We start from the raw sequence: 25,950 nt of genomic DNA, 5'->3' as shown, positions 1-25,950 counted from the left end.
CTAGCCCCTTTTTCATGCCAATAAGCCCGACCGACGATAGGATTGAACCGTCCGGCCGTGGGTCTCCGCGGCGAGAGAAACAATGACTCAGCGCCGGCGGTTCCGCGTCGTGCCCTAAACCCGACGAGTCAACCCTATCCTCGGCCGGTGAAAGCGCCTTGCCCTCGGACGTCACGCCGCCCAAGACAGGCCCGGCATTCAGCGGTGCTTGCTTTTCAAGGGCCGGCGCGGGGGGCGATGGGGTTGTCTCACCGCACCGAAGCCGGCCGCCCAAACCCCTGACTTTTGGGGGCATCCCTTCAACGGGAGCGTTCTGGTACAATTGTGCTAACCATATCCCGCATTTGCTTCGTTTATTGGCCGCCGTTCCGGCGATGGCCCGAGGGACCCCAACCGTGGCCCATAGCGAGACACCCCGTGCCCCGGCCGCACCCGATGGCACGCCCCCGCCCGACACCGGCTCCGGCGAGGCCGCCGCGACCGCAGGGACGTTGCGTCCGCAGCCGCCCCGGGCGTCCCGGCCCCGGCGGCCGACCACCCTGGCCCGCCAGGCCACGTGGCGGCTGGCCGGGGTGGCGCTGCTGTGCATCGCGGTCATGAGCGTGGGCGGGTATGCCTACGTCTTTGAGGCCGGCCGCGCCCAGGCCCTGGACCGTCTGCGGGACTTCCTGACCCAGCAATGGCTGATCGAGACCACGCTGTTCCGGAATGCCCGCGCCAACGCCGAGACGTTCAAGGCCGAGTTCTTGGAGATGTACGGGAACACCCAGGACATTCCCGTGACCGACGCCGATTTCGACACCTGGTTCCACCGCGGCCCCCAAGGCGCCCTGCGCACCCACCGCCGTCATTTCACCGGGACGGTCGATGGCGCCGGCCTGCCCCACGCCGGCCTGAGCGGATTCGTCAGCAGCGTCGAGGGCGAGCCCTCGGCCGACCTGAAGCGGCGTCTGGTGCTGGCCCTGCGGCTGCTGTCGCGGTTCGGGCCGGCCTGGGACCGGGACTTCGTCAACACGGCGGTCTCGACGCCGGAACACACCCTGGTGAACTACTGGCCGGAAGTTCCGTGGGGCCTGCAGGCCCGGGCCGACCTTCAGACCGCCTCGGGGTCTGTGATCCGCGCGACCTTCCCCGAGGAAAACCCCGAGCGCGCCGACGTCTGGACCGGCCTATATCACGACCACACCGCCGGGATCTGGATGGTGACCTACCAGATGCCGGTGGATCTGGACGGCCGCCACCTCATCAACATCGGCCACGACGTGCCGCTGGACGCGCTGATGGCGCGCCTGGACACCGAGACCCTCCCCGGGGCCAGCCGGTTCGTGGTCGATCCCGGGCGCGATCAGCTGGTGGCCTGGTCGGAGCCCAGCGGCCTGCTGGACGAGGAGGGCGGGGTTCAGGAAATCGCGGATGTGGGCGACGCCGACCTCAGCCGCCGCTACGACCTGCTGAGCATCGCCCACGTCGGGGCATCCGACCCGTCGCTCTGGCTGGTCGAGGATGAACGGGGCGCCGCCTGGCTGGGGGCGACGGAACTGGCCGGCCCCGGCTGGTGGTACGTGGTCGTCTACCCGAAGGCGGTCGTCACCGGGGCGGCCCATCGGGCGGCCAGCATGGTGCTGGTGTTCGGTGGCGTGCTGGCGCTGATCCTGGCGCTGGGGGTGGCCTTCGTCATGCATCGCCGGGTGGGCGCGCCGCTGTCGGCGCTGACCCGCGCGGCGGAGGCGGTGGCCGCCGGCCGCCATGCCGAGGTCGCCGCCGGCGCCCTGTCCCTGCCCGAGACGGCCCGCAATGAAATCGGCCTGCTCGCCTGCACGGTCCGCGACATGGCCGGCCAGGTCGCCCGGCAGGAAGCGATCCTGGATCGCGAGATCGCAATCCGCACCCGAGAGCTGGAAATCGCCAATCGACGGTTGCAAGCGCAGACCACCACCGATCCCCTGACGGGAATCGGCAACCGGCGCGCCCTGGACGCCGATCTGGCTGCCGCCCAGGGCCGGCGCCAGGGCGATGGTCCCGTGGCGCTGATCCTGTGCGACATCGACCACTTCAAGATCTACAACGACACCCACGGTCACGCCGAGGGCGATGAGGTGTTGCGCAAGGTGGCGCAGCGCATGCGCGACACCGTGCGACCCACCGACAGCGTCTATCGCTACGGTGGGGAGGAGATCGCCGTGCTGTTGCGGGAGGGGACCGATGGCGCCCGGGGGGTGGTGGCGCGCCTGATCTCGGAGGTGGCCGCCCTGGGCATCCCGCACCCCGGCGGCGGCCCCCATGCGGTGGTGACGATCAGCGCCGGCCTGGCCTGGGAACGGCCGCCGGCTCTGGACCCCCACGACCTGATCGAGCGTGCCGACCGGAACCTGTACGCTGCCAAGGCCAGCGGCCGCAACTGTTGGATTGCGGAGGAGTCGCCGTAATTCGACCCAACCGACCACCCCGGGGCGGAGCCGGAGGAGCCGGGCTGACGCCGTGTGGCGGCGGTCTGCGGGCCTTGACCTCAGGTCGCGACCCGCCGTGCCGAAGAGAACGACCGGCCATGCCGGCGTCCGGAACAGAAAGCGCGCCCCATGAAGCCCTGCTACAAGGACGTGATCGAGACGCTTGGTCTTCTGAGGCACCTCGCGACCTTCAACCCCATTGTCATTGGCACGCCGCCCCTCGGCATCGCCACGGAGTCGAGTGATATCGATATCGTCTGTTCAACGCCGGACCTTGCACGGTTCAACGATGTCGCGGTGCGCGCGTTCGGACACAGGGACTCGTTCTCGCTCCGCGCCGCGGAGCATCTCCACGACCCCGCTGTGATCGCCTCGTTCTCCGCGATGGGGTGGGAGATCGAACTGTTCTGCCAACGGCGTGCGACAGAAGATCAGTGGGGCGTTCGCCATTTTCGTATCGAAGACAGACTTCTGACGTTGGGACCGCACCTGCGAGAGCAGGTTGTGCGTTTGAAACGGGACGGAGTAAAGACGGAGGCCGCCTTTGCCAGGGTCTTAGCGCTCCCCGGTGATCCTTATGAGGCGCTTCTTGCGTTGGAGGATCTGGCCGATGACGAGCTTCGCACGATGATCGAGGCCGCCCGGATGCCAAGAGGCGCCCGACCCTGAGGTCGACCGCACCCTGCGGGGACGGAGCGGTCATCAGGGGCCTTGCCGCAGGACGTTTCCCAGTGCCGGTGAATGTCTGCCAAGCCGGGTGTCGCCGCCGCCTTGCCGCACCGACCGGTGACGCCGCGTGCCGGATGACGTAGCATGACGGTCAGAGGTTGTGCCCGGTATCGAGGCTGCAGGAGGGAGCCCGTAGGGCGGGTTCGCGCCGCAGGCGCAACCCGCCATGGCTGTTCCGCATGCGGCGGATTGCCGCTACGCGGCGAATCCGCCCTACGAAATCACCCCCCATCTTCTTCTTCAACAACTCAGTCACCATCCCCGGGTTCACCTTGCCCTGGGTGGCTTTCATCCTACCCCGCGAAGGAGCCCAGGCGCTCTTCCTTGCCGCCTTTAGGCTCGTCGCGGCACGGCCATGGTGCCAGGGTTCATGAGGATACGGCCTCAGACGACCCCTCTCCCAACTCCTTGTCCATCGGCCATGCGCGCAATCCCGCGAACACCGCGATAGGCGGGCCGCTGTCACGGAAGCCCCGCGCGGCGTAAAAAGGGCGGGCCGTGGCGGTGCTCTCAAGGGAAAGGCGGGTTATGCCGTGCTCTGCCGCCTCTTCTTCAACAGCGCGGAGCAGGCGCGAGCCCACCCCGCAGCGGACGGCCGTGGGGTCAACGTACAGCGCCATCACGGTCCCGCCGGGGCCGAGAAGGGCCACGCCGAGGATGTCCCCCGTCTGCGGATCGCAGGCCAGCACCCACGACAGGGTCTGGTCGGCGAAGGCCGTCGCAAGGTGGCCCTTGGTCTTGTTGGCGGTCCAGGCGGCGATGAGGGCGGGGTCTCCACCGTGATCGGCTGAACACAGGCCTTCGATGGACCGCCGCCACATCGCCCCCAATGCTGACGCATCCGCCGCGCGCGGGAGTCGGACGTCGACCAACCGATGCGCCATGACCACCCTGGGGTCCTCTACCCCAAAATCTTCTTCTTCAGCAGGTCATTCACCATGCCCGGGTTGGCCTTGCCCTGGGTGGCTTTCATGACCTGCCCTGTGAACCAGCCCAGCAGCTTTTCCTTACCGCCCTTCACCTCGGCGACCTTGTCGGGGTTCGCCGCCATCACGGCATCAATCGCCGCCTCGATGGCGCCGGTGTCGGTGACCTGCTTCAGGCCGCGCTCTTCCACGATCGCATCGGGTGCCCCGCCGGTCTCGACCATGATCTCGTAGACGTCCTTGGCGATGCGCCCGGAGATGGTGTCGTCGGCGATCAGGTCGATCAGTTTGCCCAGGTTCTCCGCCGACACGGGGCTGTCCTCGATGCCCACACCCTTCTTGTTCAGGGTCCCAAACAGGGTCGAGATCACCCAGTTGGCGGCGGTCTTGCCATCCCGGCCTTTGGCGACCGCCTCGAAGAAATCGGCCTCGCGGCGGTCGACCACCAGCACCGAGGCGTCATAGGGCGTCAGGCCATAGTCCGCAATGAACCGCGCCTTCTTGTCGTCCGGCAGTTCCGGCAGGGTCGCACGGATGTTCTCGACGAAGGCGTCGTCGAACTCCAGCGGCAGTAGGTCCGGGTCGGGGAAATAGCGGTAGTCGTGCGCCTCCTCCTTGCTGCGCATCGACCGGGTTTCCCCCTTCGCCGGGTCGAACAGGCGGGTTTCCTGGTCCACCGTGCCGCCGGACTCCCAGATCTCGATGTGGCGCTGCGCCTCGACCTCGATGGCCTGCATGACGAAGCGCACCGAGTTGACGTTCTTGACCTCGCACCGCGTGCGCAGGCCGGTGTCCCCCACCGGGCGCACCGACACGTTGACGTCGGCGCGCATGGAGCCTTCCTCCATGTTGCCGTCGCAGGTGCCCAGGTAGCGCAGGATGGAGCGCAGCTTGCGCAGGTAGGCGCCGGCCTCCTCCGGGCTGCGCATGTCGGGCTTGGAGACGATCTCCATCAGCGCGACACCGGAGCGGTTCAGGTCGATGAACGACTTGGTCGGGTGCTGGTCGTGCAGCGACTTGCCGGCGTCCTGCTCCAGGTGCAGGCGCTCGATGCCCACGGTGCGCGAGGAGCCGTCGGGCATGTCGAGGATGACCTTGCCCTCGCCGACGACCGGCAACTCGTACTGGCTGATCTGATAGCCCTGCGGCAGGTCGGCGTAGAAGTAGTTCTTGCGGGCGAAGACGGAGCGGTTGTTGATGTGCGCGCGCAGGCCGAGGCCGGTGCGCACCGCCTGCTCGACACAGGCGCGGTTGATGACCGGCAGCATGCCGGGCATGGCGGCGTCCACCAGGGAGACCTGGCTGTTGGGCGCGGCGCCGAAGGTGGTCGAGGCGCCGGAGAACAGCTTGGCCGTCGAAATGACTTGCGCATGCACCTCCAGGCCGATCACGACCTCCCAGTCGCCGGTCTCGCCGGTCAGCACGTACGCGGGAGCGGGGGTGGCGTCCATGGTCTCAGCCCTCCAGCAGGCGCGGCGTGGCGGTGAAGGCCGCCGCCTTTTCCAGCGCGCGCCCGGCGCGCAACACGGTCTCCTCGTCGAACGGCCGGCCGATCAGTTGCAGACCCTGCGGCAGTCCCTGCTCGGTCAGCGCCACCGGCACCGACAGACCCGGCAGCCCGGCCAGCGAGGTCGGCACGGTGAACACGTCGTTCAGGTACATGGTGACCGGGTCGGTCGGCTCGTCATCCATGGGGAAGGCGGCCGACGGCGTGGTCGGCGTCAGGATCACGTCCACGCTCGTGTCGAACGCGTCCTTGAAGTCCTTGGCGATCAGCGACCGCACCTTCTGCGCCTTCAGGTAATAGGCGTCGTAGTAGCCGGCCGACAGGGCGTAGGTGCCGATCAGGATGCGGCGCTTGACCTCGGCGCCGAAGCCAGCGGCGCGGGTCTTGCAGTACATGTCGTTCAGGCCGTCGCCCTCGTCGAGTACCCGCAGACCGTAGCGCACCCCATCATACCGCGCGAGGTTCGATGACGCCTCCGCCGGGGCGATGATGTAGTAGGTCGCCAGCGCGTATTTGGTATGGGGCAGGCTGATGTCCACGGTCTCGGCCCCGGCGTCCTTCAGCATCTCCATGCCGCGCGTCCAGATCGCCTCGATCTCCGGCGACAGGCCCTCGTCGGGGCGGTATTCCTTGGGGATGCCGACCGTCAGGCCCTTGACGCCCTGTTCCAGGGCGGCGGTGAAGTCGGGCACGGCCACGGGGGCTGACGTGGAGTCCTTCGGGTCGTGGCCGGCCATGGCGCCCAGCATGATGGCCACATCCCCGACCGTGCGGGCCATCGGCCCGGCCTGATCCAGCGACGAGGCAAAGGCCACGATGCCCCAGCGCGAGCAGCGGCCATAGGTCGGCTTCAGGCCTGAGATGCCGCAGAAGCTGGCCGGCTGGCGGATGGAGCCGCCGGTGTCGGTGCCCGTGGCCCCCAGGGCGAGGCGCGCCGCCACCGCCGCCGCCGAGCCGCCGGAAGACCCGCCCGGGACAAGCTGGCGGTCGGGCTCTGCGGCGCGGGTCCAGGGGTTGACGGCGCCGCCGAAGGCGCTGGTGGTGTTGGACGAGCCCATGGCGAACTCGTCCAGGTTGGCCTTGCCCAGCAGGACCGCGCCCGCGCCCCACAGGTTCGCGGAGACGGTGCTTTCGTAAGGGGGCACGAAATTGCCCAGGATGTTCGATCCGGCGGTGGTACGGGTGCCATCGGTGCAGAACAGGTCCTTGATGGCGAGTGGAATGCCCTCCATTGCTCCGGCCTCGCCCTTGGCGATGCGGGCGTCGCTGGCGGCGGCCATCTCGCGTGCCGTGTCGGGCGTCGGCGTGACGTAGGCGTTGAGGCCGGCGTGGGCCTCCATGGCCGCGATGTGCGCCTCGGCCAGGTCCACGGCGGTGAAGTCCTTGGCGGCCAGCCCCCTGCGGGCCTCGGCGATGGTCAGGTCGGTCAGCTTGGTCATGATCGCCGCTCCTACTCGACCACCTTGGGCACCAGATAGAACCCGTCCTGGCTGTCTGGCGCGTTGGCGGTCACGCGCTCCGGATAGCCGCCGTCGGTCACGGCGTCGTCGCGCCACGGCAGCGTCATCTCAGCGACGCTGGTCATGGGCTCGACGGCGCTGGTATCGACCTCGCGCAACTGTTCGATCCAGTCCAGGATGCCGGATAGTTCGCCGGCCAGGGGGGCGAGCTGATCGTCCGGCACGTCGACGCGGGCCAGAAAGGCGATCTTGCGGACGGTTTCCTTGTCCAGGGACATGGAGTAGGTCTCTCCGGTTCGAGGCACTCTGTCGGGTGGCCCATGTTTACTCGGAAGGCAGAGGGCTTGGCAACCGGGGGCGCTCCGGACGGATGGGAATGGAGGAGCGGGCGATGATCCTGCGCGATGTCGGCGCGATGGCGGAGGCGGTGCCCGGGACGGGCGCCCTGCTGGGGCTCGACCTGGGCACGCGGACCATCGGTGTGGCGGCCTCCGACCCGGCCCGCCGCATCGCCTCGCCCGTGACCACGATCCGGCGCACGAAGTTCACACCGGATGCGGCGCGGCTGTTCGCGCTGATGGACGACAGAAACGTGGTGGGACTTGTCCTGGGTTGGCCCGTGGAAATGTCCGGGGAAGAGGGCAAAAGATGTCAATCCACCCGGAACTTCGCTGAAAACGTGCTCCACATCCGTGATATTCCCGTGTTATTGTGGGACGAACGCCTGTCTACAAGTGCGGTCGAACGCATGATGGTCCAGGAGTTCGATCTGAGTCGCCGCAAGCGCGCGGAAAAGGTCGATGCCGCCGCCGCCGCCTACATTCTGCAGGGCGCCCTGGATGCTCTGGCGCGCCAACCGCAGACTCGGGAGAACATGGCATGACCCAGGACGATGGGACCGCTGAGGACACCGGTCCGGTTTCGGGGGCCCCAACACGGCGCGGGGCGAAGCGCAAGAAGGTGTACAAGTCGGCGCGCCTGATGATGCAAGGCGGGGTCTCCACCGTCGACTGTATCCTGCGGGACATCTCCCGATCCGGGGCGCGTCTGCGGCTGCCGACCGCCATGCGGGTCGGCGGGTCGGTCGGGCTGCAACTGCCGGACGGAGAGACCCTGGAGGCCGACGTCATCCGCTGTTCCGGGTTGGATGTCGGCCTGCGGTTCTCGAAGAATCAGGTGCCGTCCTTGGCGCCGCCGCCGGAACTGATCGTCCAGATTCTGTTCAAACTGGAATCGCCCTGGCTGAGCGAGGTTCTGACGCTGCTCGAGTCCTCACCCGCCCATGAGGAACCCGGTATTCGGGAGGCCGCCGAAGATCTGCGCGAGGCCTACGAACGCCTCAAGGCCGCCGTGGAGAGTCACGTCCACGGCGTATGACACCGGCCGACGATAGGCTTGACGTGTCCGGCCTTCACGACGCCCAGCCGGCGTTGGTGAGTCTTTGTTCTTCTCGCCGCAAGCGCCGCTTCGGGCGGCCGGTATGACACCGCCCTTCGGAAAGGTCGTCTTTTTCGTCCAGCGGCCTCGGGGCTCCATTCTTCCTTGACGTTCCGACCGGACTGATGGCGAGAGGGGAATCGCTTGCGGTGCTCTTACCCGCCGTCCCTGATCTGGCTCAGGGTCCGCGTGGGCGTGATGGCCTCGGGGTCCAGGCGGACGTCCAGCAGGGCAGGGCCGGCGCCGCTCTCGACGTGCGCGCGGGCGCGGGCGAAGGCGTCGGCGAACACCTCGGTGCGGTCGACGGCCTCGCCGAAGGCGCCGTAGGCGCGGGCCAGCGCGGCGAAGTCCGGATTGACCAGATCGGTCCCCGACACCCGTCCTGGGTAAGCGCGCTCCTGGTGCATCCGGATGGTCCCGTACATGCCGTTGTTGACGACCAGCACAACGACCGGCAGGCGTTCCTGCATCAGGGTGCCGAATTCCTGTCCCGACATCTGGAAGTCGCCGTCTCCGGTCACGCACAGCACCATGCGGTCCGGGCAGGTCAGGGCGGCGCCGACGGCGGCCGGCACCGCGTATCCCATCGACCCTGAGGTGGGCGCGAGCTGGGAGCCGAAGCGGCGGTAGCGGTGAAAGCGGTGAACCCAGGTGGCGAAGTTGCCGGCGCCGTTGGTGATGATGGCATCGATCGGCAACACCTGCTCCAGGTGGGTCATGATCGCGCCCATGTTCACGGCGCCGGGAGCGTCCTCGGGCGGCGTGGACCACAGCGTATAGGCATGGTGGGCGGCGCGGGCCAGCTTGTCGCCCCGCTGACGCGAGGCGGGCGGGACCGCGTCCAGTGCGGCGGCGAAGGCGCGGGGTGTGGCCGTGATGGCCAGCGCCGGCCGATAGACGCGGCCCAGTTCTTCCGGGTCCGGGTGGACGTGAATCAGGGTTTGGCGTGGTCCCGGGATATCCAGCAACGTGTAGCCCTGAGAGGCGACGTCACCGAGCCGGCCGCCGACCAGCAGCACCACATCGGCCTCGCGCACCCGTTTGGCCAGGGCCGGATTGACGGCCAGCCCGATGTCGCCGGCGTAGTTGGGGTGGGCATTGTCGAACAGCATCTGGCGGCGGAACGAGCATGCCACAGGCAGGCCCCGGCCTTCCGCGAAGCGCGTGAAGGCGGCCACGGCCTCGGCATCCCAGCGGCCGCCGCCCAGGATGGCGATGGGGCGTTCGGCCCCGTCCACCAGCGCCGCCATGCGCACCAGATCGCGCTCGCCGGGATGGGTTTCGGTTGGGGAAAAGCCCTTCGGCAGTGGCAGGGCCGTGGCATCCTCCCGCAACATGTCCTCGGGCAGGGACAGCGCCACCGGGCCGGGGCGGCCGGCCGTGGCCACATGAAAGGCGCGCGAGATCATCTCGGGGGCACGGTCGGCGCGGTCGATCTCGGCGGCCCACTTGGTCAGGGTGCCGAACACGCGGCGCACATCGATTTCCTGGAACGCCTCGCGGCCCTGGGCGCTCCGTGGGACCTGTCCGACGAACAGAATCAGGGGAGTCGAATCCTGCCGGGCCACCAGCAGGCCGGCCGCCGCGTTGGTGGCGCCCGGGCCCCGGGTGACGAACACGACGCCCGGCTGGCCTGTCAGCTTGGCCTGGGCCTCCGCCGCCATGGCGGCGCCACCCTCGTTGCGGCAGCAGACGTACCGGATCGGCGACTCATGCAGGGCGTCCAACACGGGCAGATAGCTTTCGCCCGGAACACCGTAGACCCGTCGGACCCCGAACCGTTCCAGGCAGCCAACCACCCATTCGCCGCCTGTCGCCGTGATCCGCTCCATGGGTCATCGCCTCCCTGCCTGTGCCGCCCGCCGACGGCGTCGTTCTGCAGTCCGCGCACTCCCGCGCCAGCGCGGCGGGAGTTTCGTCTAAACCGGGGCGTTCCGGCAAGCGGGAAAGTCCGAACTGCGACGGCCTCGCCCTCCGGCCCACCGGGAGGAGACGCTATTCGTCCCCTCCATCCGCGGGCCTCCAGACCGCGCCCGCCTCTCCGGCTTCGATCAGGCCCAGCAATTCACCGGTCCGCTCGGCGGCCAGCCCGACGAACGGTCGGCCCGCGACCATGGTCATGGTCCCGTCGCCCTCGGCCACATGCCCGGCGACGGACACGCCGGTCGGCGCCGCCAGCCAGGGCTGATCCCCATTGGTCGTCACACGCCACGCCCGGAAGCCTCGCAGATCCAGCAGGATGTCGCCGGCCGGATCGGCCAGCCGGACGTAAGGACCTTCTCGGCCCTCGGCGGCGATCCAGTACAGGGCCAGCCCGTGTTCGGGGGTCAGCGCGGTGGGAAACAGATCGGTATCGATGACGTCCTGACCGGCCCGCTGAACGGTGATATGCCGGGCTTGATAAGGCGCCAGCCAACTCACCGACGGGATGTCCAGGTCCATCTGTCCCCCCCGCCCGGGCAGCGAGACCGAAACCGACGCGACCGGCGGACGAAGGAGGGACCCTCCCGTCAGGACTTCCACCCGTACGGCGGCCAGGATGGCGGTGCCCACCACGACGACAAGGGAGATGACGCCCAGCCAGGTGCGCGTGCGCCGCGTCACGTCGGCGTCTCCATGTCCCGCCGGCGCAGCAGGAACACGGCCTGGGCGCTCATCAGGTTGGCCCACGGTCCGGTCGCCGACAGCCGGTTCAGCCTGCCGTCCTCCCTCAATGCCACCCCCTTTTCGATCACGATGTCCATGCACCGCGCCAGGACCACGAAGTCCTTGATGGTGCAGAAATGAATGTTCGGGGTCTCCCACCATTCCTCGGGCATGCCCTGGGTCACCGGCATGCGCCCCTTGGTGAGAAGGTGCCAGCGCGCCTTCCAGTAGCCGAAATTCGGAAACGACACGATGGCCCGCCCACCGACCCGCAGCAGGTGCGCCAGCACGTCCCGGGGACGTTGCGTGGCCTGCAGGGTCTGGCTCAGAATGGCGTAGTCAAAGGCCGCGCTGGGGTAGTCCGCCAGATCGGTGTCGGCGTTGCCCTGGATGACAGACACGCCGCGCCGGACGGCGGTACGCACGCCGGCCATGGACAGTTCGATCCCGCGCCCGTCCACGCCTTTGGTGCGGGCCAGATACTGCAACAGCGCGCCGTCGCCGCAGCCCACATCCAGAACCCGGGCGCCGGGCGTCACCATGTCGGCGATCAGCCGCAGGTCGAAGCGCAGGTCACCGTTGGAGCCCGAAACGCTGGCCGCAGGTAGGGAGGACGCGGTCATCGGTCGGCCTCCTTCGCCGGGAACGGCCGCAAACCGCGATGCCGGGCCGCGCCGTCCAGGAATCCGCGCAAGGTTTCGTGGAACTCTGGCTCGTCCAGCAGGAAGGCGTCGTGGCCCTTGTCGCTGTCCACCTCGACGAAGCTGACGTTGGCGGCCACGCTGTTCAGGGCGTGCACGATGGCGCGGCTTTCCATGGTCGGGAACAGCCAGTCGCTGGAAAAGCTGATGACGCAGAACCGCGCTGGCGTCTCGCGGAAGGCGTTGGCTAGCTTGCCGCCGTGTTCGGTGGCCAGGTCGAAGTAGTCCATGGCGCGCGTGATGAAGAGGTAGGAGTTGGCGTCAAAGCGGTCCACGAAGGTGGATCCCTGGTGGCGCAGATAGCTCTCAACCTGGAAATCGGCGTCGAAGCCGTAGGTGATGGTCTCGCGGTTCTGCAGCTTGCGGCCGAACTTGCGGTGCAGCGCGGTCTCGGACAGATAGGTGATATGCGCCGTCATGCGCGCCACGGCAAGGCCGCGGTGCGGCGTGACTCCGTGGTCGTGATACGCGCCGCCGTGCCAGTTCGGATCGGCCACGATGGCCTGACGCCCGACCTCGTGAAATGCGATGTTCTGGGCCGAATGGCGGTACGACGCGGCAATGGGCACGGCCGCGAACACGCGCTCGGGCCAGGCGGTGGCCCATTCCAGCACCTGCATGCCGCCCATGGACCCGCCGATGACGCAGAAGACCTTGTCGATGCCCAGCGCGTCGAGCAGGCGCACCTGCACCTTCACCATGTCGCTGATGGTGATGACCGGAAAGCCCAGACCCCACGGCCGTCCCGTGGACGGGTTGATATCGCGCGGCCCGGTGGTTCCCATGCATCCGCCCAGCACGTTGGCGCACAGGATGAAATAGCGGTCGGTGTCGAGCACCCGGCCGGGGCCGACCATCATGTCCCACCACCCCGGCTTGCCGGTGACGGGATTGGTGCCGGCGACGTAGTGATCGCCGGTCAGGGCATGGCAGACCACGATGACGTTGGATCGATCCGCGTTCAGGCGCCCGATGGTCTGGTAGGCCACGGTGACGGGACCGAGGTCCACGCCACTGTCCAGGCGAATGGGTCGATCTTCGCCGACCAGAATTGTTTGATTGTTCGGAGCATCCACCGGCGTCTCTTGCGTGGTCTTGGGGCGGGGACAGAAAACCGGCGCGCGGCTTTCGGCTCCGAATGCGTGCCGCCCCCGCGCGGCCAGCCATTCTTGTGATGCCTCGGTCGGCCATCCTGGGCGCCGGAACACCTAGGCGGGCCGTCTGCCAGTGTCAACGTTTTCTTTGATTTCGTGGTCCTCCGGGCTTATGACTGAGCCGCCCGTGTCCGGTATGGAAATCCCTTTCATGAATCGCACGCAAGACGATCTAGAAATGCTTCGGCGCAACATTGACGCGCTTGATGACCGGATCCTCGATCTGTTGATGGAACGGTGCGCCGTCGCTGATCGGATCGCCGCCGCCAAGCGGGGCGGCCCGATCCTGCGTCCGGGGCGCGAGGCGATGATCCTGCGACGGCTGGTGGCGCGCTGGCAGGGGCGTCTGCCGAAACGCACCATCGTGCGCATCTGGCGCGAACTGCTGTCCAGCGTCGTTGGCGCCCAGGGACCGTTCTCGCTGGCCGTCTGGATGCCCGAGCGCGGAGCGGGATACATTGAGGTGGCCCGCAATCAATATGGCGCCTACACGCCCGCCACCACGCATCAGTCCGCCAGTCAGGTGGTGCGGGAGGTGACCAGTGGCAATGCCACGGTCGGGGTGCTGCCGTTGCCCCGCTGGGAAGACGAGAACCCGTGGTGGACCCAGATTCTGTCCAACGCGGCGGAAACGCCTCATATCGTAGCCCGTCTGCCGATCACCGGTCCCGGCCCGCTGGGGATCGAGGCCCTGGTGATCGCCCGCATGCCCCCGGAATCCACCGACGACGACCGCTCGGTGATCGCGGTGGAGACCGGCCGGGACATCAGCCGCTCCGCCTTCACCGAGGCTCTGACGGCGGCCGGCCTGCCGCCTCGGGCGGTGTGGGACAGTCGTCCGGCCGGGGATGACGCTCGCTACCACCTTGTGGAGGTGCGCGGGTTCGTCGATCCCCAGGACCACCGTCTGAGCGCCCTGCGCGGGGCGACCGATGCCGGCGGCATCAGCAACGCGCTGTTGCTGGGGGCTTATGCGGCCCCTCTGTCGGCCGAGGCGCTGACAGGCTGACGCGCCGCCGTCCTTAATCTCCATCCGAGCTCGTCGGGGTGCGCCGCGCCCCCACCGACGGTCTTTTCGAATTTAAGTTCAATCCCTTACGCATTTGGAACGAGACTATGAAACAGCCCCCCGTCCGCCCCGGCATCATGGACCTGCGCCCGTACGTGGCCGGCGACTCAGAACTTGAGGGGCGCACCCGCGTCATCAAGCTGTCCTCCAACGAGGGCGCCCTGGGGCCCAGTCCGCGCGCCGTCGAGGCCATGCAAGCGGCGGCCGCCGACGCCCATCGCTATCCCGACGGCGCCGCGACCGCCCTGCGCGAGGCCATCGCCAAGCGCCACGGACTGGATGCGGCCCGGATCGTTTGCGGGGCCGGCTCGGACGAACTGATTTCCGTGTTGATCCGGGCCTATGCCGGGCCGGGCGACGAGGTGCTGTTCCCTGCCCACGCTTTCCTGATGTACCGCATTTACGCCCAGGGCGCCGGCGTCACGCCGGTGGCCGCGCCCGAGCGCGACAAGGTGGCGGACGTGGACGCCCTGCTCGACCACGTCACGGAGCGCACCCGGATCCTGTTCCTGGCCAACCCCAACAATCCGACCGGGACCTATCTGCCGGAGGCCGAAATCCGGCGTCTGCGCGCCGGCCTGCGCGAGGATGTCCTGCTGGTGCTCGACGCCGCTTACGCGGAATTCGTCCAGAAGAACGACTTTGAACCCGGCATTGCCCTGGTGGACAGCTACCCCAACACCGTGATGCTGCGTACGTTCTCCAAGATCCACGGCCTGGGCGGCGCACGCCTGGGCTGGGCCTACGGGCCGACGCATGTCGTCGATGTGCTCAACCGGGTGCGTAGCCCGTTCAACGTTTCCGCCCCGGCGTTGGCCGCCGGCGCGGCCGCCATCGCCGATCATGCCTTTTCCGATTTGGCGCGGCGGCACAACGACTATTGGCTGGACTGGACCACGACCCAGCTTCGCGACCTGGGACTCGACCTGACGGACAGTGTCGGCAACTTCGTGCTGGTGACCTTCTCGACCGAGCCCAGGCTGACGGTTCAGGACGCCGACGCGTTCCTGCGCGGCCAGGGGATCATCGTCCGCGCCATGGGGGCCTATGGGTTGCCAAACAGCCTGCGCATCACCGTCGGGGCCGGTGAGGAGATGCAGGCGTGCGTCGCGGCCCTGAAGGAGTTCGTGGCCGGATGAGTGCGCCCCTGTTCGACCGTGTCGCCATCATCGGCATCGGCTTGATCGGCTCGTCGCTGGCCCGCGCCATCAAGGCGGAGGGGCTGGCGCGCACGGTCACCTGCGCCGACGCCAACCCGGAGCACGCCGAGCGGGCCAAGGCCCTGGGCATCGTGGACGCGGCCGGCACCGATCCGGCCGAGGCCGCCGCCGGGGCCGATCTGGTCATGCTGTGCGTGCCACTGGGCGCCTACGGCGATGTCGCCGCCGCCATCGGCCCGGCGCTGAAGCCCGGGGTCATCGTCTCCGACGTGGGATCGGTCAAGCAGGCGGTGATTCGCGACATGGCCCCGCACCTGCCCGAGGGTGTCCATCTGGTGCCCGGCCATCCCGTCGCCGGTACGGAGAAATCGGGGCCGGAAGCCGGGTTCGCCGGCTTGTTCCCAGGCCGCTGGTGTATCCTGACGCCACCGCCGGGGACCGACGAGGCCGTCACCCGCAAGGTCGCTGACCTGTGGCGGGCCTGCGGCATGACCATCGAGCGCATGGACCCCGCGCACCACGACCGCGTGCTGGCCATCACCTCGCATCTGCCGCACCTGATCGCCTATACCATCGTCGGCACGGCCACCGACCTTGAGGACCATCTGCGGCAGGAGGTCATCAAGTATTCCGCCTCCGGTTTCCGCGACTTCACCCGCATCGCCGGCAGCGATCCGACCATGTGGCGCGACGTGTTCCTGAACAACCGCGAGGCCGTGCTGGACTGCCTCCAACGGTTCAACGAGGACCTGACCGCCCTGCAACGGTCGATCCGCCGGGGCGAGGGCGACGCCCTGTTCGATCTGTTCACCCGCACCCGCGAGATCCGCCAGGGCGTGCTGGAGGCCAGGCAGGCGTAGGGAAGCAGCGGTCTTCTCCGCCCGGCATCTGCTGCGTCCTGGATGTTCGTGACAATCGTGCTGCCCTTCCGAATGATGTCCGCTGTCGGGGGAGTCTGGCGGTCATGTCAATGCGCTCGCACGAGTGAGGTGGCGGAAGGATCGATGTATCGGATCGCGAACGTCGTGCCATTGAAAGCGTCATCCGGGATGGTTTCCCGGGAAAGGTTGAAGGCGTTGACATTGAGATGGCGATGGATGAGGACGGCGAAGAGGTCCTTCTTATCCGCACTGCCATGACAAAAGACACGACCGAGAATGACTTTTCCGGACGGTTCTCCGGTTTGACAGGCCGCGTCAGGGACGCCTTGGGCGAAGACCGGCGCGGCGTCTTTCCCGTCATTCGGCCGATTGAGGCCCATGCCTGACGGGACCTTGGCCGATGGACTTATCAGATCGGCAATCACACTCATCAAGAGCGGTGGCAAGAAGAAGCCGAAACAGGCGCACCTGCGGCGGGGCGTCAGTGCGGCGCCCGTCCGACGGGGTACCAGAGGTCACGCGCGCGTTCAGCCAAGCGCCAGAGCGGATGTCGGAAACGTCGGGACCCATCCCGGGAATTGCCGGATCACGGACCGCGCCGTTGACGGCCGGCCCGGGGCCTGCAATAACCGAACCTGGGTGGTTTGGAACCGTCCTTGCCCTGGAAGGGCAGGGGGCTTTCGTTCTCAAGACCGGCCGAAAGATGGCTTCAGCGGGCGTGGCGGAACCGGTAGACGCGCGGGTCTCAAAAACCCGTTCCTTCTGGGAGTGTGAGTTCGAGTCTCACCGCCCGCACCATCTTCGACCGACCGGACCACCGCCCGGCGCGGGATTCGCCAAGGTCCGGTCGCCTTTCTCGCCAAACGTCAATACCCGCAATCCTCGCGACCTCTGCTTGACCGCTGAGGCCTACTCACGGGCTCGTGCTGACGCGCAACCGGGACGTTATGCGACACGCCATACGCTCATCGAAAAAAAGGTCTTGAAAAGGAGACTGTATTGATCGGAAATGTGGCGGCGATTCACTGTCGGGCGGAGGGGGTTTCGGGACCGACTGAAGCTCCTATGTGTCCTGTCGGTCGCACCGCGCCTGAAGACCCAGAATAACACGGGTGACGGCGTCCATCGGGGCCGCTCCGCCGGACCCGCCGACTGTGCCACAGGTTGGCGCATCGTTTTTTGTATACACAGGGAGGAAACCGACCCATGACCACCCTCAAGTCCGTCGCTCGCTTCGGCGGCGCCGCCGCCATCGCCGCCACTGTGGCGGCCACGTCCATCGCCAATCCGGCCGCCGCCGCCGACCGCGTGCGCTGGCAGATGGCCATGAGCTTCCCATCGACCCTGAAGGCGCTGGCCGACACCGCCCCTTGGGTGGCCGAGCAGATTCACACCATGTCCGGCGGCACCATGACGCTCCAGGTCTTCGAGCCGGGCACGCTGGTGAAGGGCACCGAGGTGTTCGACGCCGTCTCCCAGGGCAAGATCGACTCCGGCTACGTCTGGGCCGGCTACGAGTTCGGCAAGCTGCCGGTCTCCCCCCTGTTCGGCGGTCAGCCCTTCGGCCTGACCCCCTGGCAGATGTCCGCCTTCATGCTGGAGAAGGGCGGCCAGGAGATGATGGAGGAGATCTACGCGCCCCATAACATCATGCCGATCTTCTGCGGCGTGGTGAGCGCGGAGGCCGCCGGCTGGTTCTCCTTCCCGCTGGAGGGCCTGGACGAGGTCGACGGCCTGCGCATCCGGTTCGCCGGCATGGGCGGTCAGGTGCTGCAGAAGATGGGCGCCGAAGTCACCGTGCTGCCGGCCTCCGAGTTGTTCGAGGCCCTGGAGAAGGGCGTGATCGACGCCACCGAGTTCTCGATGCCCACCGTCGACGAACAGCTCGGCTTCTACAAGGTGGTGAAGTACTACCACCTGCCCGGTTGGCATCAGCAGTCCACCAGCCAGTACCTCTACGTCAACCTCGACAAGTGGAACGGCCTCGACGAGACGCAGCAGGGCATCCTGCGCACCGCGTGCACCGCCGGCGTCGCCAAGTCGATGGCCCGGGCCGAGGGCCTGCAAGGCGCCGTCCTCAACAAGTTCACGGATGAACTCGGCGTCGAGGCCGTGACCCTGCCGGACGAGATCCTACGTGAGTTGAAGATCACGACGGACGAGGTCATGGCGGAATACTCGGAGAAAGACGCAGACTTCGCCCGGGTCTGGGAGGCCATGACGGCATTCCAGGACGAGAACCGGCAGTGGGCCGAGAAGGGCTACCTGCCGGCCGGCTGGATGTCTCGCGTCGACGGCGAGTAACGCCGCGCCGGGATTCCGAGCGTAGGCACCGGGGCAGCGCCGTCGGCATCGTTCGTGCCGACGGGTGGCCCCGGGTTCGCGAGGCCACGGCGGGCGCCGTGGCCGCCGTTCGCACGTCACTGACGCGAAGGACCTCCGTTTATGGACGAGACGCCCGCCTATTCCGAGTCCGCCTTCAATGACGACGGGACCGGGCCGGACGGCCTGCCCGCCGAGCACCGCATGCTGCCGCGTACCCGGATCTCGAACGCGATCGACCGATTCATCATGCGGATCGGCAACGCGGCGTCGTGGATCTGGGTGGTGCTGATCGCCGGAATCTTCACCAACGTGACCATGCGCTATGTCTTCGGCCGGGCCACGGTCTGGCTGGAGGAGCTTCAGCTCTATTTCTACGCCATCGGCTTCATCATTGGGCTGAGCTACGCCATCACGTGGAACCGCCACGTGCGGGTCGACGCCCTCGCCGACCGGTGGAGCGCGCGCACCCGAGCCTGGATCGAACTGCTTGGGATGGTGTTCCTGCTGCTGCCGTTCGCGATCGCCATCACGACGGAAGCCGTGCCCTATCTGATGACCTCGATCCAATTGAACGAAGCATCTTCGTCACCGGGCGGCCTGCCCTACACCTGGATCCTCAAGTCCTTCATCGTCTGGGGGTTCGTGCTGATCATCCTGGCCGCGCTGTCCCGTCTGCTGCGATGCACGGCGCTGCTGTTCGACAGACCCAGACCCCTCTGATACATCGGCATCACCGGTTCCTGACGCGTCGATCGCGGGCCCCGACCGACCGGACGGCCACGTGACGACACCGGGATGCCGGGCCGGTCGGTTCGCAGGAGAGCCACCGTGTTCGAATACGAAATCATCGTCATCTGCCTGCTGCTCACCTTCATGGGGCTGATCTTCACCGGATTCCCGCTGGCCTGGGTGCTCGGTGGCGTGTCGTTCATGTACCTGACCGTCAGCCTCGTCCTGCTGAACGTCTTCAACATCGATACCTATTTCCTCGACGACTGGAACGACTTCGCCATCATCGTCGATCGCATCTGGGCGCAGATGCAAAACTGGGTACTGGTCGCCTTACCCATGTTCATCTTCATGGGCCTGATGCTCGACCGGTCCGGGGTCGCGGACAAGTTGATGGCCAACTTCACCAAGCTGTTCCGCGGCTTGCGTGGTGGCTTGGCGCTCACGGTCATTGTCATCGGCGTGCTGCTGGCGGCCTCGACGGGCATCGTGGGCGCGTCGGTGGTTCTGCTGTCCATGCTGGCGCTGCCGCCGATGATGGAGGCGCGCTACAGCAAAACGCTGGCCGCCGGTGTTGTGGCCTCGTCCGGCACGTTGGGCATCCTGATCCCGCCCTCGATCATGCTGGTCATCATGGCCGATCAGCTGTCGCTGCCGGTGGGTGACCTGTTCATGGGTGCGGTGTTCCCGGGCCTGATCCTGGGCGTGCTCTATGTGAGTTATGTCGTCATCGCGGCCATGGTCCGGCCGGACATGGCGCCGGCCCCGGAACGGGCCGAGGAGGTGACCTGGTGGGATGTGCTCGGCGTGGTCTGGTCGATCGTGCCGCCGCTGCTGCTGATCCTGGCGGTGCTGGGCTCCATCTTCGCCGGCATCGCGACCCCGACCGAAGCCTCCGGCATCGGCGCCCTCGGCGCCACCGTGCTGGCTGCCGCCAACCGGCGCCTGAACCTGGAGGTTCTGCGCCGGGTGTGCCGCGAGACCATGCTGACCACCTCGTTCATCTTCGGCATCTTCCTGGGCGCGACCGCGTTCGCCCTGGTGATGCGCTCGCTCGGCGGCGACGAATTCATTGGCGGCTTGCTGGAAGGCCTGCCGTTCCCGCCCTGGGGTGTGGTGGCCTTCATTCTGTTCATCGCCTTCGTGGCCGGCTTCTTTCTGGACTGGCTGGAGATCAGCCTCATCATCCTGCCGCTGGTGGCCCCGGTGGTGGAGGGCCTGGGCTTCGACCTCGTCTGGTTCACCGTGCTGTTTGCCACCACGCTGCAGACCAGCTTCCTGACGCCGCCGGTGGGCTTCTCGCTGTTCTACCTGAAGGGGGTGGCGCCGCCGGGCATCACCATCGGCCACATCTACAAGGGCGTGGTGCCCTTCGTGCTGTTGCAGATCACCGGGATCATCCTGGTGTTCGAGTTCGAGGATCTGGTGCTCTGGCTGCCCGAGCAGATGTATTGACCCTGGCCTGACACGAACCGGCCGGCCGGATTCACCTCCCGGCCATCGCCCCCCGGGCAGGCGAGCCGAACGGCGCTGCCGCGATGACGCGGTTGCGTCCGCCGGTCTTGGCCAGATACAAGGCGGCGTCGGCGCGCTGAAGCAGTCGGTCCAGCGATTCGTCGGCGCCGCCCCACTGGGCCACCCCAAGGCTGGCCGTCACTTGCACCGAAACGCCGTCGTGATCGACGGTCCAGTCGGCGATGGTGGCGCGCAGACGTTCAGCGGCCTCCGACGCCTGGGGCATGGGCGTTTCCGGAAGTAAGACCACAAACTCCTCGCCGCCCATCCGGGCCACCACGTCACTCTCCCGCAGCACCTGACGGCACGCGGCCGCCATGCCGGATAGCGCGGCGTCGCCGACGGCGTGGCCGAAGCTGTCGTTGATGCCCTTGAAGTGATCCACGTCCATCATGATGAGGCTGACCGGGCGATTATGGCGGCGGTCGCGCGCCAGATCGCGGGTGGCCACCTCCATGAAACGGCGCCGATTCAGCGTGCCGGTCAGGCTGTCGACGTTGGCCAGACGCGCCAGTTCGGCGTTCGCCCGCAGCAGGGCCAGATGCCGCAGCCGCAGGCTCAGCAGGTTGCGCGCGCGGGCGATGAGTTCGGTCTCGTTGACCGGCTTGCGGATGAAGTCCGTGGTTCCGGCATCGAAGGCAGCGCGCACGGTAGCCTGGGATTCGTCGGCGGTCACCAGGATGACCGGCGTCTCCCGTCCCTTCGTCGCGCCCCGCAGGCGGGCCAGACAGCCCAGGCCATCAAGCTTCGGCATCCTGTAGTCCAGGATGACGAGATCGGGGTCATTCTCGATGCACCACGCGACGGCGCCGGCGCCGTCGGTGAAGACAGAGACGGTCACCCCCGGCAGCGCCTCTAGCATGGCGGCCAGCAGATGGGCGTTCGGTTCCATATCGTCCACGACGACGACGTGGGTCGGCGTGTCGTTCGACGGCTCTTCGATCAGGCCGGCGGAAACAATCGGATGATCCTGGCTCATGGTCCTAACTTCACGACGAGGCCCTCATCGGGCCGGTTCCTTGGGGCCGTCCAGCCATTGCCGGACGGCGGCGTTCGTCTGCTCGACCATGTCCTTGATGACGCGCAGGTCGATGTCGGGGGAGGCGTCCTGTTGACACGCGTGCTGAAGGGATTGGCAGAGTTGGGCAAGGCGTTCGGCGCCGAACTGAGCCGCGAGACCCGTCAGGCTGTGCCCGACCCGGCCGGCCGTTTCCCAGTCCCGGTGGGTCACGGCCACCAGCAGGCTTTCCGCCTGGGTGTCCAGATTGTCCAGCATTGAGCGGACAATCGGCTCCACGCGGGCCGGACCCAGGCGGGTGCGCAAGGCCGCCAGGGTGGCGGCGTCGAAGATCGGAGCCTCAGTCCGGTCGTCAGCCTTTTCCCGCAGCGCGGACGCCACGGGGGGGCGGTCTTCATCGCAGGCAACCGCGTTGGCCTCCGCCTCAATGGGCTCCACCAGGGCCGACGGAACCGGTCCGGGTGTCCTGTCGCCCTGGTTCTCACCGGCCGCCCGGGGTTCGACCGCGACGGGTCGGTCCAGGGGTGTCAGGACCTCACCAGGGGTCCGCTCGGCCGCAGGCGTTTGCGGTGTGTCCGTACCGTCAGCCTCATCCGGCTCCGGTTCCGGTTCTATCCAGCGCACCCCGCGCGCGTATCGGGCGACGGCGGCTTCCAGACGGTCGAAGTCCACCGGCTTGGTCATCACATCCAGCAAACCGGACGCCAGATAGGCGGCGTGGTTCTCCCGCATGGCATCGGCGGTCAATCCGATCACCGGGGGCGGTTCCCCCGGAAGGGCGCGGATGGTGCGTGTGGCCTTGACCCCATCCATGACGGGCATCTGCATGTCCATGATGACCAGCGCATGGGCGGTCGGATCCGCCCGCACCGCTGCCACCGCTTCGGCGCCGTTCGCGGCCTCGTCGACGGTGTAGCCCATGCGCTCCAGCATGGTGGCGATGAGCAGCCGATTGGCGGTGGTGTCCTCGGCGAGCAACAATCGGGTGCCGGGCTCGGGCCGGTGCTCGGGCGTGTTGGCCTCGGGGTCGGGAGAGGGCAAGAAATGCAACGGCTCGATGCGGGCCGGGTCGCCCGCGCCGACCATGACGCGGAAGCGGAAGGTCGCGCCCTGCCCCGGGGCGCTCTCGACCTCGATGTCACCGCCCATCGCGTTCACGAGACGGCGGCAGATCGCCAGCCCCAGCCCGGTGCCTCCGAACCGCCGCGTGGTGGTGTCGTCGGCCTGGATGAAGGGTTGGAACAGGCGCTGGACCTGCTCCGGTGACAGGCCGATGCCGCTGTCCCGTACCGCGAAGGTCAGCCGATGCCCGCCGTCAGGCAGTGTCTCATCCGCCTCGAACGCGACCGTGACCTCGCCCTTGTGGGTGAACTTGATCGCGTTGCCGATCAGATTGAACAAGATCTGACGCAGCCGGTGGGGATCGCCCCGCACGGCCGGCGGCGGTTCGGTCCGGCGCTCCACCTCGATCACGAGTCCCTTCTCGGAGGCCCCGGGCGCGAACAGGAACACCACGTCCTCGATCACTGCCCAGGGATCGAAGTCCACGGTTTCCAGCACCAGTTGGCCGGCCTCGATCTTGGAGAAGTCGAGGATGTCATCCAGCAGACCCAGCAGGCTGTCGGCCGACCGTTTCAGCGTTTCGGTGAAGGAGCGCTGGCGCGGGGTCAGGTGGGAGGTCAGCAGCAGATCCGCCATGCCCAGCACGCCGGTCATCGGGGTGCGGATCTCGTGGCTCATCACGGCCAGGAACCGGGACTTGGCGGCGTTGGCGGCCTCGGCCTCGGTCTTGGCCTGACGCAGGGCCTCTTCGTACCGCCGCATCTCGGTGATGTCGGCGTGGGTGCCGACCAGACGCAGCGGCAGCCCCTCGACGTCGCGCACCACCTGGGCGCGGTCCAGAACCCACACGTCGTGTCCGTTCCGATGGCGCATGCGGTGAACATGCCGGTACTGCGCGCTCGCGCCGGCGAGATGGTCCGACAACGCCTGGATCGAGCCGGGATAGTCGTCGGGATGGATGCGGGCGGTCCAGTAGGCCGGCGAGACCTCGGTTTCACCGGCGCCCAGGCCCAGCATTTCGCACCACCGGGGTGACAGGATGATGCGGTTGGTCAGCAGGTCCCAGTCGTAGATGCCGTCGGTCGTGCCGCGCATGGCGAGATCGAAGCGCTCCTGGACGCGCCGCAATTCCCGGTTGGAGTGGTCCAACTGCTTGGCCAGCTCGACGAGCGTGTTGGCCTGTTCCTCCAGGCGCCGGTTGGCGTCCTGCATCTCCAGTTCGCGCGCCTTGATCGCGTCGAGGCTCATGGTGGCGCCGCGATAGCCGCGCAGGTCGCCCTGCTCGTCGAGAACCGGAACCGCGCTGGTGCGTTGCCAGACGCGCTGTCCGTCGGCTCGAACCGCCCTGTATTCACGGATCGTGAACGGTTTGCACGCTCGGGACGCCTCCTCGAAGACCTCCCGGGTCCAGTCAAGGTCCTCGGGGTCGATGAACTCGAACGGTACACGCCCCAGCATGTCCGTGATGGCATAGCCCAGGATATCCACGGCCCGTTCGGTGACGAAGGTCAAGTGGCCGTCGGCGTCCACCTCCCAGATGTACTCATCGGCGGCGTTGGCCACGTCGCGGAACCGCTGCTCGCTTTCCCGCAGCGTTTTTTCGTCGTGCCGACGGGCCGTGACATCGCGGTAGAACCACGCCCGCCCCCAGGGCGTTCCGCCGTCCGAGCGCAATGCGCGGGAGTAGCGCTCCAGAATGCGGCCGTCGCGCAGGGCAATTTCGGTGCCGTCCAGTTCGTCGATTTCAAGATTGGCGTACAGGTCCTGGATCCGTTGGACGAACCCGTCGGGATCCGTGACCCGGGATTTAGCCTTGTCCAACAGGGCCGCGGCATCGCCGGTGTCCATATCCGCGTCGGTGAACTCCCACAGGGCGCGGAAACTGTTGTTCCAGGACCGCACCGTCCAGGTCTCGTCCACCACCAAGATGCCGTCGGTCGAGGTCTCCTGCTGGGCCGCCAGCACGGTGTACTGCCGCTGCAGGGCATCCTGGGCGAGGGCCTGAAGGCGCACCTGACGCAACAGCGCGTAGCTCAGGAACGCCACCGCCGCACCGGCCAGGACCAGTATGCTCACGCCCCAGCTGACATCGCGGCGCCATGGCGCCAGCGCGGCGTCCCGCGCGATCGTCACCGCCGCGATCAGCGGATAGCGGCCGACCCGCCGTTCCGAAATGACGCGCACCACGTTGTCGACAGGCGAGGCCAAGACAAACGTGCTTTGGGCCGGGCCGGGCGTCGGCCTGTCGGCGACCAGACGGATGACCGATCCGATGGCGTTTCCGGGATCGGGCAGGCGGACCATGATGGTGCCGTCAAAATGCACCAGTGCCACCGAGGCCTGTTTGGTTTCGAGAATGGTGTCAAAGGCTGCCGAGAACGTCTCCTGATCGATCAGGGCAAACACGCTGCCCTGGGGTGTGCCGTCCGTGTCGCGGATCGTGCGCGCGAACGCCACGGTGAACCGGTCGTCGGCCAGGAGGTCGGGGCAGACCGGACTGAGCCATTCCACCGTCGCGCCGGTGTCGCGATACACCAGATATCCGGGATGCCGGGCGATGTCCGGCGGCGGCCAGGCCCCGGTCCAGTGCGTCACCGTCCCGTCCGCGTCGGCGATCAGGAGCTCGCGGACAAAGCGCGTCTGCGACCGCCGCAGGCGCAGGAACGCGCCCAGGTCGGGCGGCGAACTGACCGCTGGCGTCGGTCGCTGAAGGGATTCCACTTCCAGAAGTAGATCCGCGATGTTCTGGAGCACCTGCTCGGTGAAAGCGCTGTACGTCAGCGTAAAGCTGTGCGTGACCTCTCGGGCGCGCTCCATGGCCAGGGTGTGGCTCTGCCATGTCCAGTATCCAACAACGCCGGTGATCATCATCATGAACACCACGGCGGACGCGACGATGATTCGCCGCGCTAGAAGCGCTCGGTCGCCGGCATTTTCGGCGCTGCGTGTGTCCTTTGCCATGATCTGGAACGGGTCCCGCGCAGGACAGGCGAACCGCGCCGCCACTCAGCGGCAGGAGACGACAATCCGAAGGGTGCATGCAATCCCATTCATATCCTTACAATTATTATGCCACGCGCGACCCTGTGGTTTCTTATAGGCTGGCGGCCCCGATCGCGCGCCCCAAAGGGTGAAATCCCGAACCATGCCGCAGATCGCGAGCCATATTGACACGCGCGCTGAC

At 67.5% G+C, this 25,950-nt stretch carries 21 protein-coding genes and 1 tRNA gene; 11 read left to right on the top strand and 11 right to left on the bottom strand.

The annotated features are described in order from the left end of the window. The first annotated feature begins 395 nt into the window (after positions 1–395). Entirely contained in the window at positions 396–2,426 is a 2,031-nt protein-coding gene (locus BLS85_RS12595; protein WP_245699218.1) for a GGDEF domain-containing protein, read from the top strand. A gap of 150 nt (positions 2,427–2,576) precedes the next feature. Then, on the top strand, positions 2,577–3,116 hold the full coding sequence (locus BLS85_RS12590; protein WP_092786824.1) for a DUF4269 domain-containing protein: 540 nt from the start codon (positions 2,577–2,579) through the stop codon (positions 3,114–3,116). Positions 3,117–3,544: 428 nt separating this feature from the next. On the opposite strand, the gene BLS85_RS12580 is transcribed toward BLS85_RS12590, so the two are convergent. From BLS85_RS12580 to gatC, 4 genes are read right to left on the bottom strand one after another with little or no spacing between them, the layout of a single operon-like run. Then, positions 3,545–4,060: a GNAT family N-acetyltransferase gene (locus tag BLS85_RS12580; RefSeq protein WP_092786821.1), complete on the bottom strand. Its 516-nt coding sequence runs from the start codon at positions 4,058–4,060 to the stop codon at positions 3,545–3,547. 17 nt (positions 4,061–4,077) lie between these two features. Continuing rightward, positions 4,078–5,553, bottom strand: a complete 1,476-nt coding sequence (gene gatB / locus BLS85_RS12575; RefSeq protein WP_092786819.1) for an Asp-tRNA(Asn)/Glu-tRNA(Gln) amidotransferase subunit GatB — start codon at positions 5,551–5,553, stop codon at positions 4,078–4,080. A gap of 4 nt (positions 5,554–5,557) precedes the next feature. After that, entirely contained in the window at positions 5,558–7,048 is a 1,491-nt protein-coding gene (gene gatA / locus BLS85_RS12570) for an Asp-tRNA(Asn)/Glu-tRNA(Gln) amidotransferase subunit GatA (RefSeq protein ID WP_092786817.1), read from the bottom strand. A gap of 11 nt (positions 7,049–7,059) precedes the next feature. Further along, entirely contained in the window at positions 7,060–7,347 is a 288-nt protein-coding gene (gene gatC, locus BLS85_RS12565; protein WP_092786815.1) for an Asp-tRNA(Asn)/Glu-tRNA(Gln) amidotransferase subunit GatC, read from the bottom strand. 113 nt (positions 7,348–7,460) lie between these two features. On the opposite strand from gatC, the gene ruvX reads away from it, so the two are divergent. Beyond that, positions 7,461–7,952, top strand: coding sequence for a Holliday junction resolvase RuvX (gene ruvX / locus BLS85_RS12560; RefSeq protein ID WP_092786952.1), 492 nt, complete (start codon positions 7,461–7,463; stop codon positions 7,950–7,952). Further along, a complete protein-coding gene (locus BLS85_RS12555) occupies positions 7,949–8,446 on the top strand; it encodes a PilZ domain-containing protein (protein WP_092786813.1) in 498 nt (165 codons plus the stop codon). Before ruvX ends, BLS85_RS12555 begins: the two co-directional genes overlap by 4 nt. A gap of 215 nt (positions 8,447–8,661) precedes the next feature. On the opposite strand, the gene BLS85_RS12550 is transcribed toward BLS85_RS12555, so the two are convergent. From BLS85_RS12550 to metX, 4 genes are all read right to left on the bottom strand, one after another. After that, the gene (locus tag BLS85_RS12550; RefSeq protein ID WP_092786811.1) at positions 8,662–10,338 is read right to left on the bottom strand and encodes a thiamine pyrophosphate-binding protein; all 1,677 of its coding nucleotides are present in this window, start codon (positions 10,336–10,338) and stop codon (positions 8,662–8,664) included. A 163-nt stretch (positions 10,339–10,501) separates the two neighbouring features. After that, positions 10,502–11,110, bottom strand: coding sequence for a hypothetical protein (locus BLS85_RS12545; RefSeq protein ID WP_092786809.1), 609 nt, complete (start codon positions 11,108–11,110; stop codon positions 10,502–10,504). Continuing rightward, on the bottom strand, positions 11,107–11,775 hold the full coding sequence (gene metW / locus BLS85_RS12540; protein ID WP_092786807.1) for a methionine biosynthesis protein MetW: 669 nt from the start codon (positions 11,773–11,775) through the stop codon (positions 11,107–11,109). The genes BLS85_RS12545 and metW overlap by 4 nt, the downstream gene beginning before the upstream one ends. Then, on the bottom strand, positions 11,772–12,929 hold the full coding sequence (gene metX, locus BLS85_RS12535; RefSeq protein ID WP_092786805.1) for a homoserine O-acetyltransferase MetX: 1,158 nt from the start codon (positions 12,927–12,929) through the stop codon (positions 11,772–11,774). The genes metW and metX overlap by 4 nt, the downstream gene beginning before the upstream one ends. A 229-nt stretch (positions 12,930–13,158) precedes the next feature. On the opposite strand from metX, the gene BLS85_RS12530 reads away from it, so the two are divergent. The 3 genes from BLS85_RS12530 to BLS85_RS12520 all read left to right on the top strand — a co-directional run bounded on the left by BLS85_RS12530 (position 13,159) and on the right by BLS85_RS12520 (position 16,096). Next, on the top strand, positions 13,159–14,016 hold the full coding sequence (locus BLS85_RS12530; protein ID WP_092786803.1) for a chorismate mutase: 858 nt from the start codon (positions 13,159–13,161) through the stop codon (positions 14,014–14,016). Positions 14,017–14,123: 107 nt separating this feature from the next. Continuing rightward, positions 14,124–15,215 (top strand): histidinol-phosphate transaminase, encoded by a 1,092-nt coding sequence (gene hisC / locus BLS85_RS12525; protein WP_092786801.1) that lies wholly within the window; start codon positions 14,124–14,126, stop codon positions 15,213–15,215. Further along, complete coding sequence (locus BLS85_RS12520; RefSeq protein ID WP_092786800.1) at positions 15,212–16,096, top strand: prephenate/arogenate dehydrogenase family protein; 885 nt, start codon at positions 15,212–15,214, stop codon at positions 16,094–16,096. The genes hisC and BLS85_RS12520 overlap by 4 nt, the downstream gene beginning before the upstream one ends. Before the next feature lie 107 nt (positions 16,097–16,203). On the opposite strand, the gene BLS85_RS18745 is transcribed toward BLS85_RS12520, so the two are convergent. Then, a complete protein-coding gene (locus BLS85_RS18745) occupies positions 16,204–16,497 on the bottom strand; it encodes a hypothetical protein (protein ID WP_143027177.1) in 294 nt (97 codons plus the stop codon). Positions 16,498–16,829: 332 nt separating this feature from the next. Between BLS85_RS18745 and BLS85_RS12510 the strand changes: the two genes are divergently transcribed. The 4 genes from BLS85_RS12510 to BLS85_RS12495 all read left to right on the top strand — a co-directional run bounded on the left by BLS85_RS12510 (position 16,830) and on the right by BLS85_RS12495 (position 20,626). Then, positions 16,830–16,915 (top strand) — tRNA-Leu (locus BLS85_RS12510). 408 nt (positions 16,916–17,323) lie between these two features. Further along, positions 17,324–18,421, top strand: a complete 1,098-nt coding sequence (locus BLS85_RS12505) for a TRAP transporter substrate-binding protein (RefSeq protein WP_092786796.1) — start codon at positions 17,324–17,326, stop codon at positions 18,419–18,421. 141 nt (positions 18,422–18,562) lie between these two features. Beyond that, positions 18,563–19,162, top strand: a complete 600-nt coding sequence (locus tag BLS85_RS12500; protein ID WP_092786794.1) for a TRAP transporter small permease subunit — start codon at positions 18,563–18,565, stop codon at positions 19,160–19,162. A gap of 108 nt (positions 19,163–19,270) precedes the next feature. Beyond that, positions 19,271–20,626: a TRAP transporter large permease gene (locus BLS85_RS12495; protein WP_092786793.1), complete on the top strand. Its 1,356-nt coding sequence runs from the start codon at positions 19,271–19,273 to the stop codon at positions 20,624–20,626. Between the two features lie 31 nt (positions 20,627–20,657). Here the strand turns inward: BLS85_RS12495 and BLS85_RS12490 are convergent, their stop codons facing one another. Both BLS85_RS12490 and BLS85_RS12485 read right to left on the bottom strand, forming a co-directional pair. Continuing rightward, complete coding sequence (locus tag BLS85_RS12490; protein WP_092786791.1) at positions 20,658–21,665, bottom strand: GGDEF domain-containing response regulator; 1,008 nt, start codon at positions 21,663–21,665, stop codon at positions 20,658–20,660. Between the two features lie 24 nt (positions 21,666–21,689). Continuing rightward, positions 21,690–25,727 (bottom strand): ATP-binding protein, encoded by a 4,038-nt coding sequence (locus BLS85_RS12485; protein WP_092786789.1) that lies wholly within the window; start codon positions 25,725–25,727, stop codon positions 21,690–21,692. Positions 25,728–25,950 lie beyond the last annotated feature (223 nt).

Source organism: Rhodospira trueperi, assembly GCF_900101965.1.
Lineage (GTDB): Bacteria > Pseudomonadota > Alphaproteobacteria > Rhodospirillales > Rhodospirillaceae > Rhodospira > Rhodospira trueperi.
The sequence above is the reverse complement of the archived record's forward strand: the minus strand, read 5'-3'. Positions and strand labels throughout refer to the sequence as shown.

Coding starts and splice junctions, on each gene's coding strand:
- BLS85_RS12590 (WP_092786824.1), top strand. CDS start 2,577: ATGAAGCCCTGCTACAAGGACGTGATCGAGACGCTTGGTCTTCTGAGG.
- BLS85_RS12580 (WP_092786821.1), bottom strand. CDS start 4,060: ATGGCGCATCGGTTGGTCGACGTCCGACTCCCGCGCGCGGCGGATGCG.
- gatB (WP_092786819.1), bottom strand. CDS start 5,553: ATGGACGCCACCCCCGCTCCCGCGTACGTGCTGACCGGCGAGACCGGC.
- gatA (WP_092786817.1), bottom strand. CDS start 7,048: ATGACCAAGCTGACCGACCTGACCATCGCCGAGGCCCGCAGGGGGCTG.
- gatC (WP_092786815.1), bottom strand. CDS start 7,347: ATGTCCCTGGACAAGGAAACCGTCCGCAAGATCGCCTTTCTGGCCCGC.
- ruvX (WP_092786952.1), top strand. CDS start 7,461: ATGATCCTGCGCGATGTCGGCGCGATGGCGGAGGCGGTGCCCGGGACG.
- BLS85_RS12555 (WP_092786813.1), top strand. CDS start 7,949: ATGACCCAGGACGATGGGACCGCTGAGGACACCGGTCCGGTTTCGGGG.
- BLS85_RS12550 (WP_092786811.1), bottom strand. CDS start 10,338: ATGGAGCGGATCACGGCGACAGGCGGCGAATGGGTGGTTGGCTGCCTG.
- metW (WP_092786807.1), bottom strand. CDS start 11,775: ATGACCGCGTCCTCCCTACCTGCGGCCAGCGTTTCGGGCTCCAACGGT.
- BLS85_RS12530 (WP_092786803.1), top strand. CDS start 13,159: ATGAATCGCACGCAAGACGATCTAGAAATGCTTCGGCGCAACATTGAC.
- hisC (WP_092786801.1), top strand. CDS start 14,124: ATGAAACAGCCCCCCGTCCGCCCCGGCATCATGGACCTGCGCCCGTAC.
- BLS85_RS12520 (WP_092786800.1), top strand. CDS start 15,212: ATGAGTGCGCCCCTGTTCGACCGTGTCGCCATCATCGGCATCGGCTTG.
- BLS85_RS18745 (WP_143027177.1), bottom strand. CDS start 16,497: ATGGGCCTCAATCGGCCGAATGACGGGAAAGACGCCGCGCCGGTCTTC.
- BLS85_RS12505 (WP_092786796.1), top strand. CDS start 17,324: ATGACCACCCTCAAGTCCGTCGCTCGCTTCGGCGGCGCCGCCGCCATC.
- BLS85_RS12500 (WP_092786794.1), top strand. CDS start 18,563: ATGGACGAGACGCCCGCCTATTCCGAGTCCGCCTTCAATGACGACGGG.
- BLS85_RS12490 (WP_092786791.1), bottom strand. CDS start 21,665: ATGAGCCAGGATCATCCGATTGTTTCCGCCGGCCTGATCGAAGAGCCG.
- BLS85_RS12485 (WP_092786789.1), bottom strand. CDS start 25,727: ATGGCAAAGGACACACGCAGCGCCGAAAATGCCGGCGACCGAGCGCTT.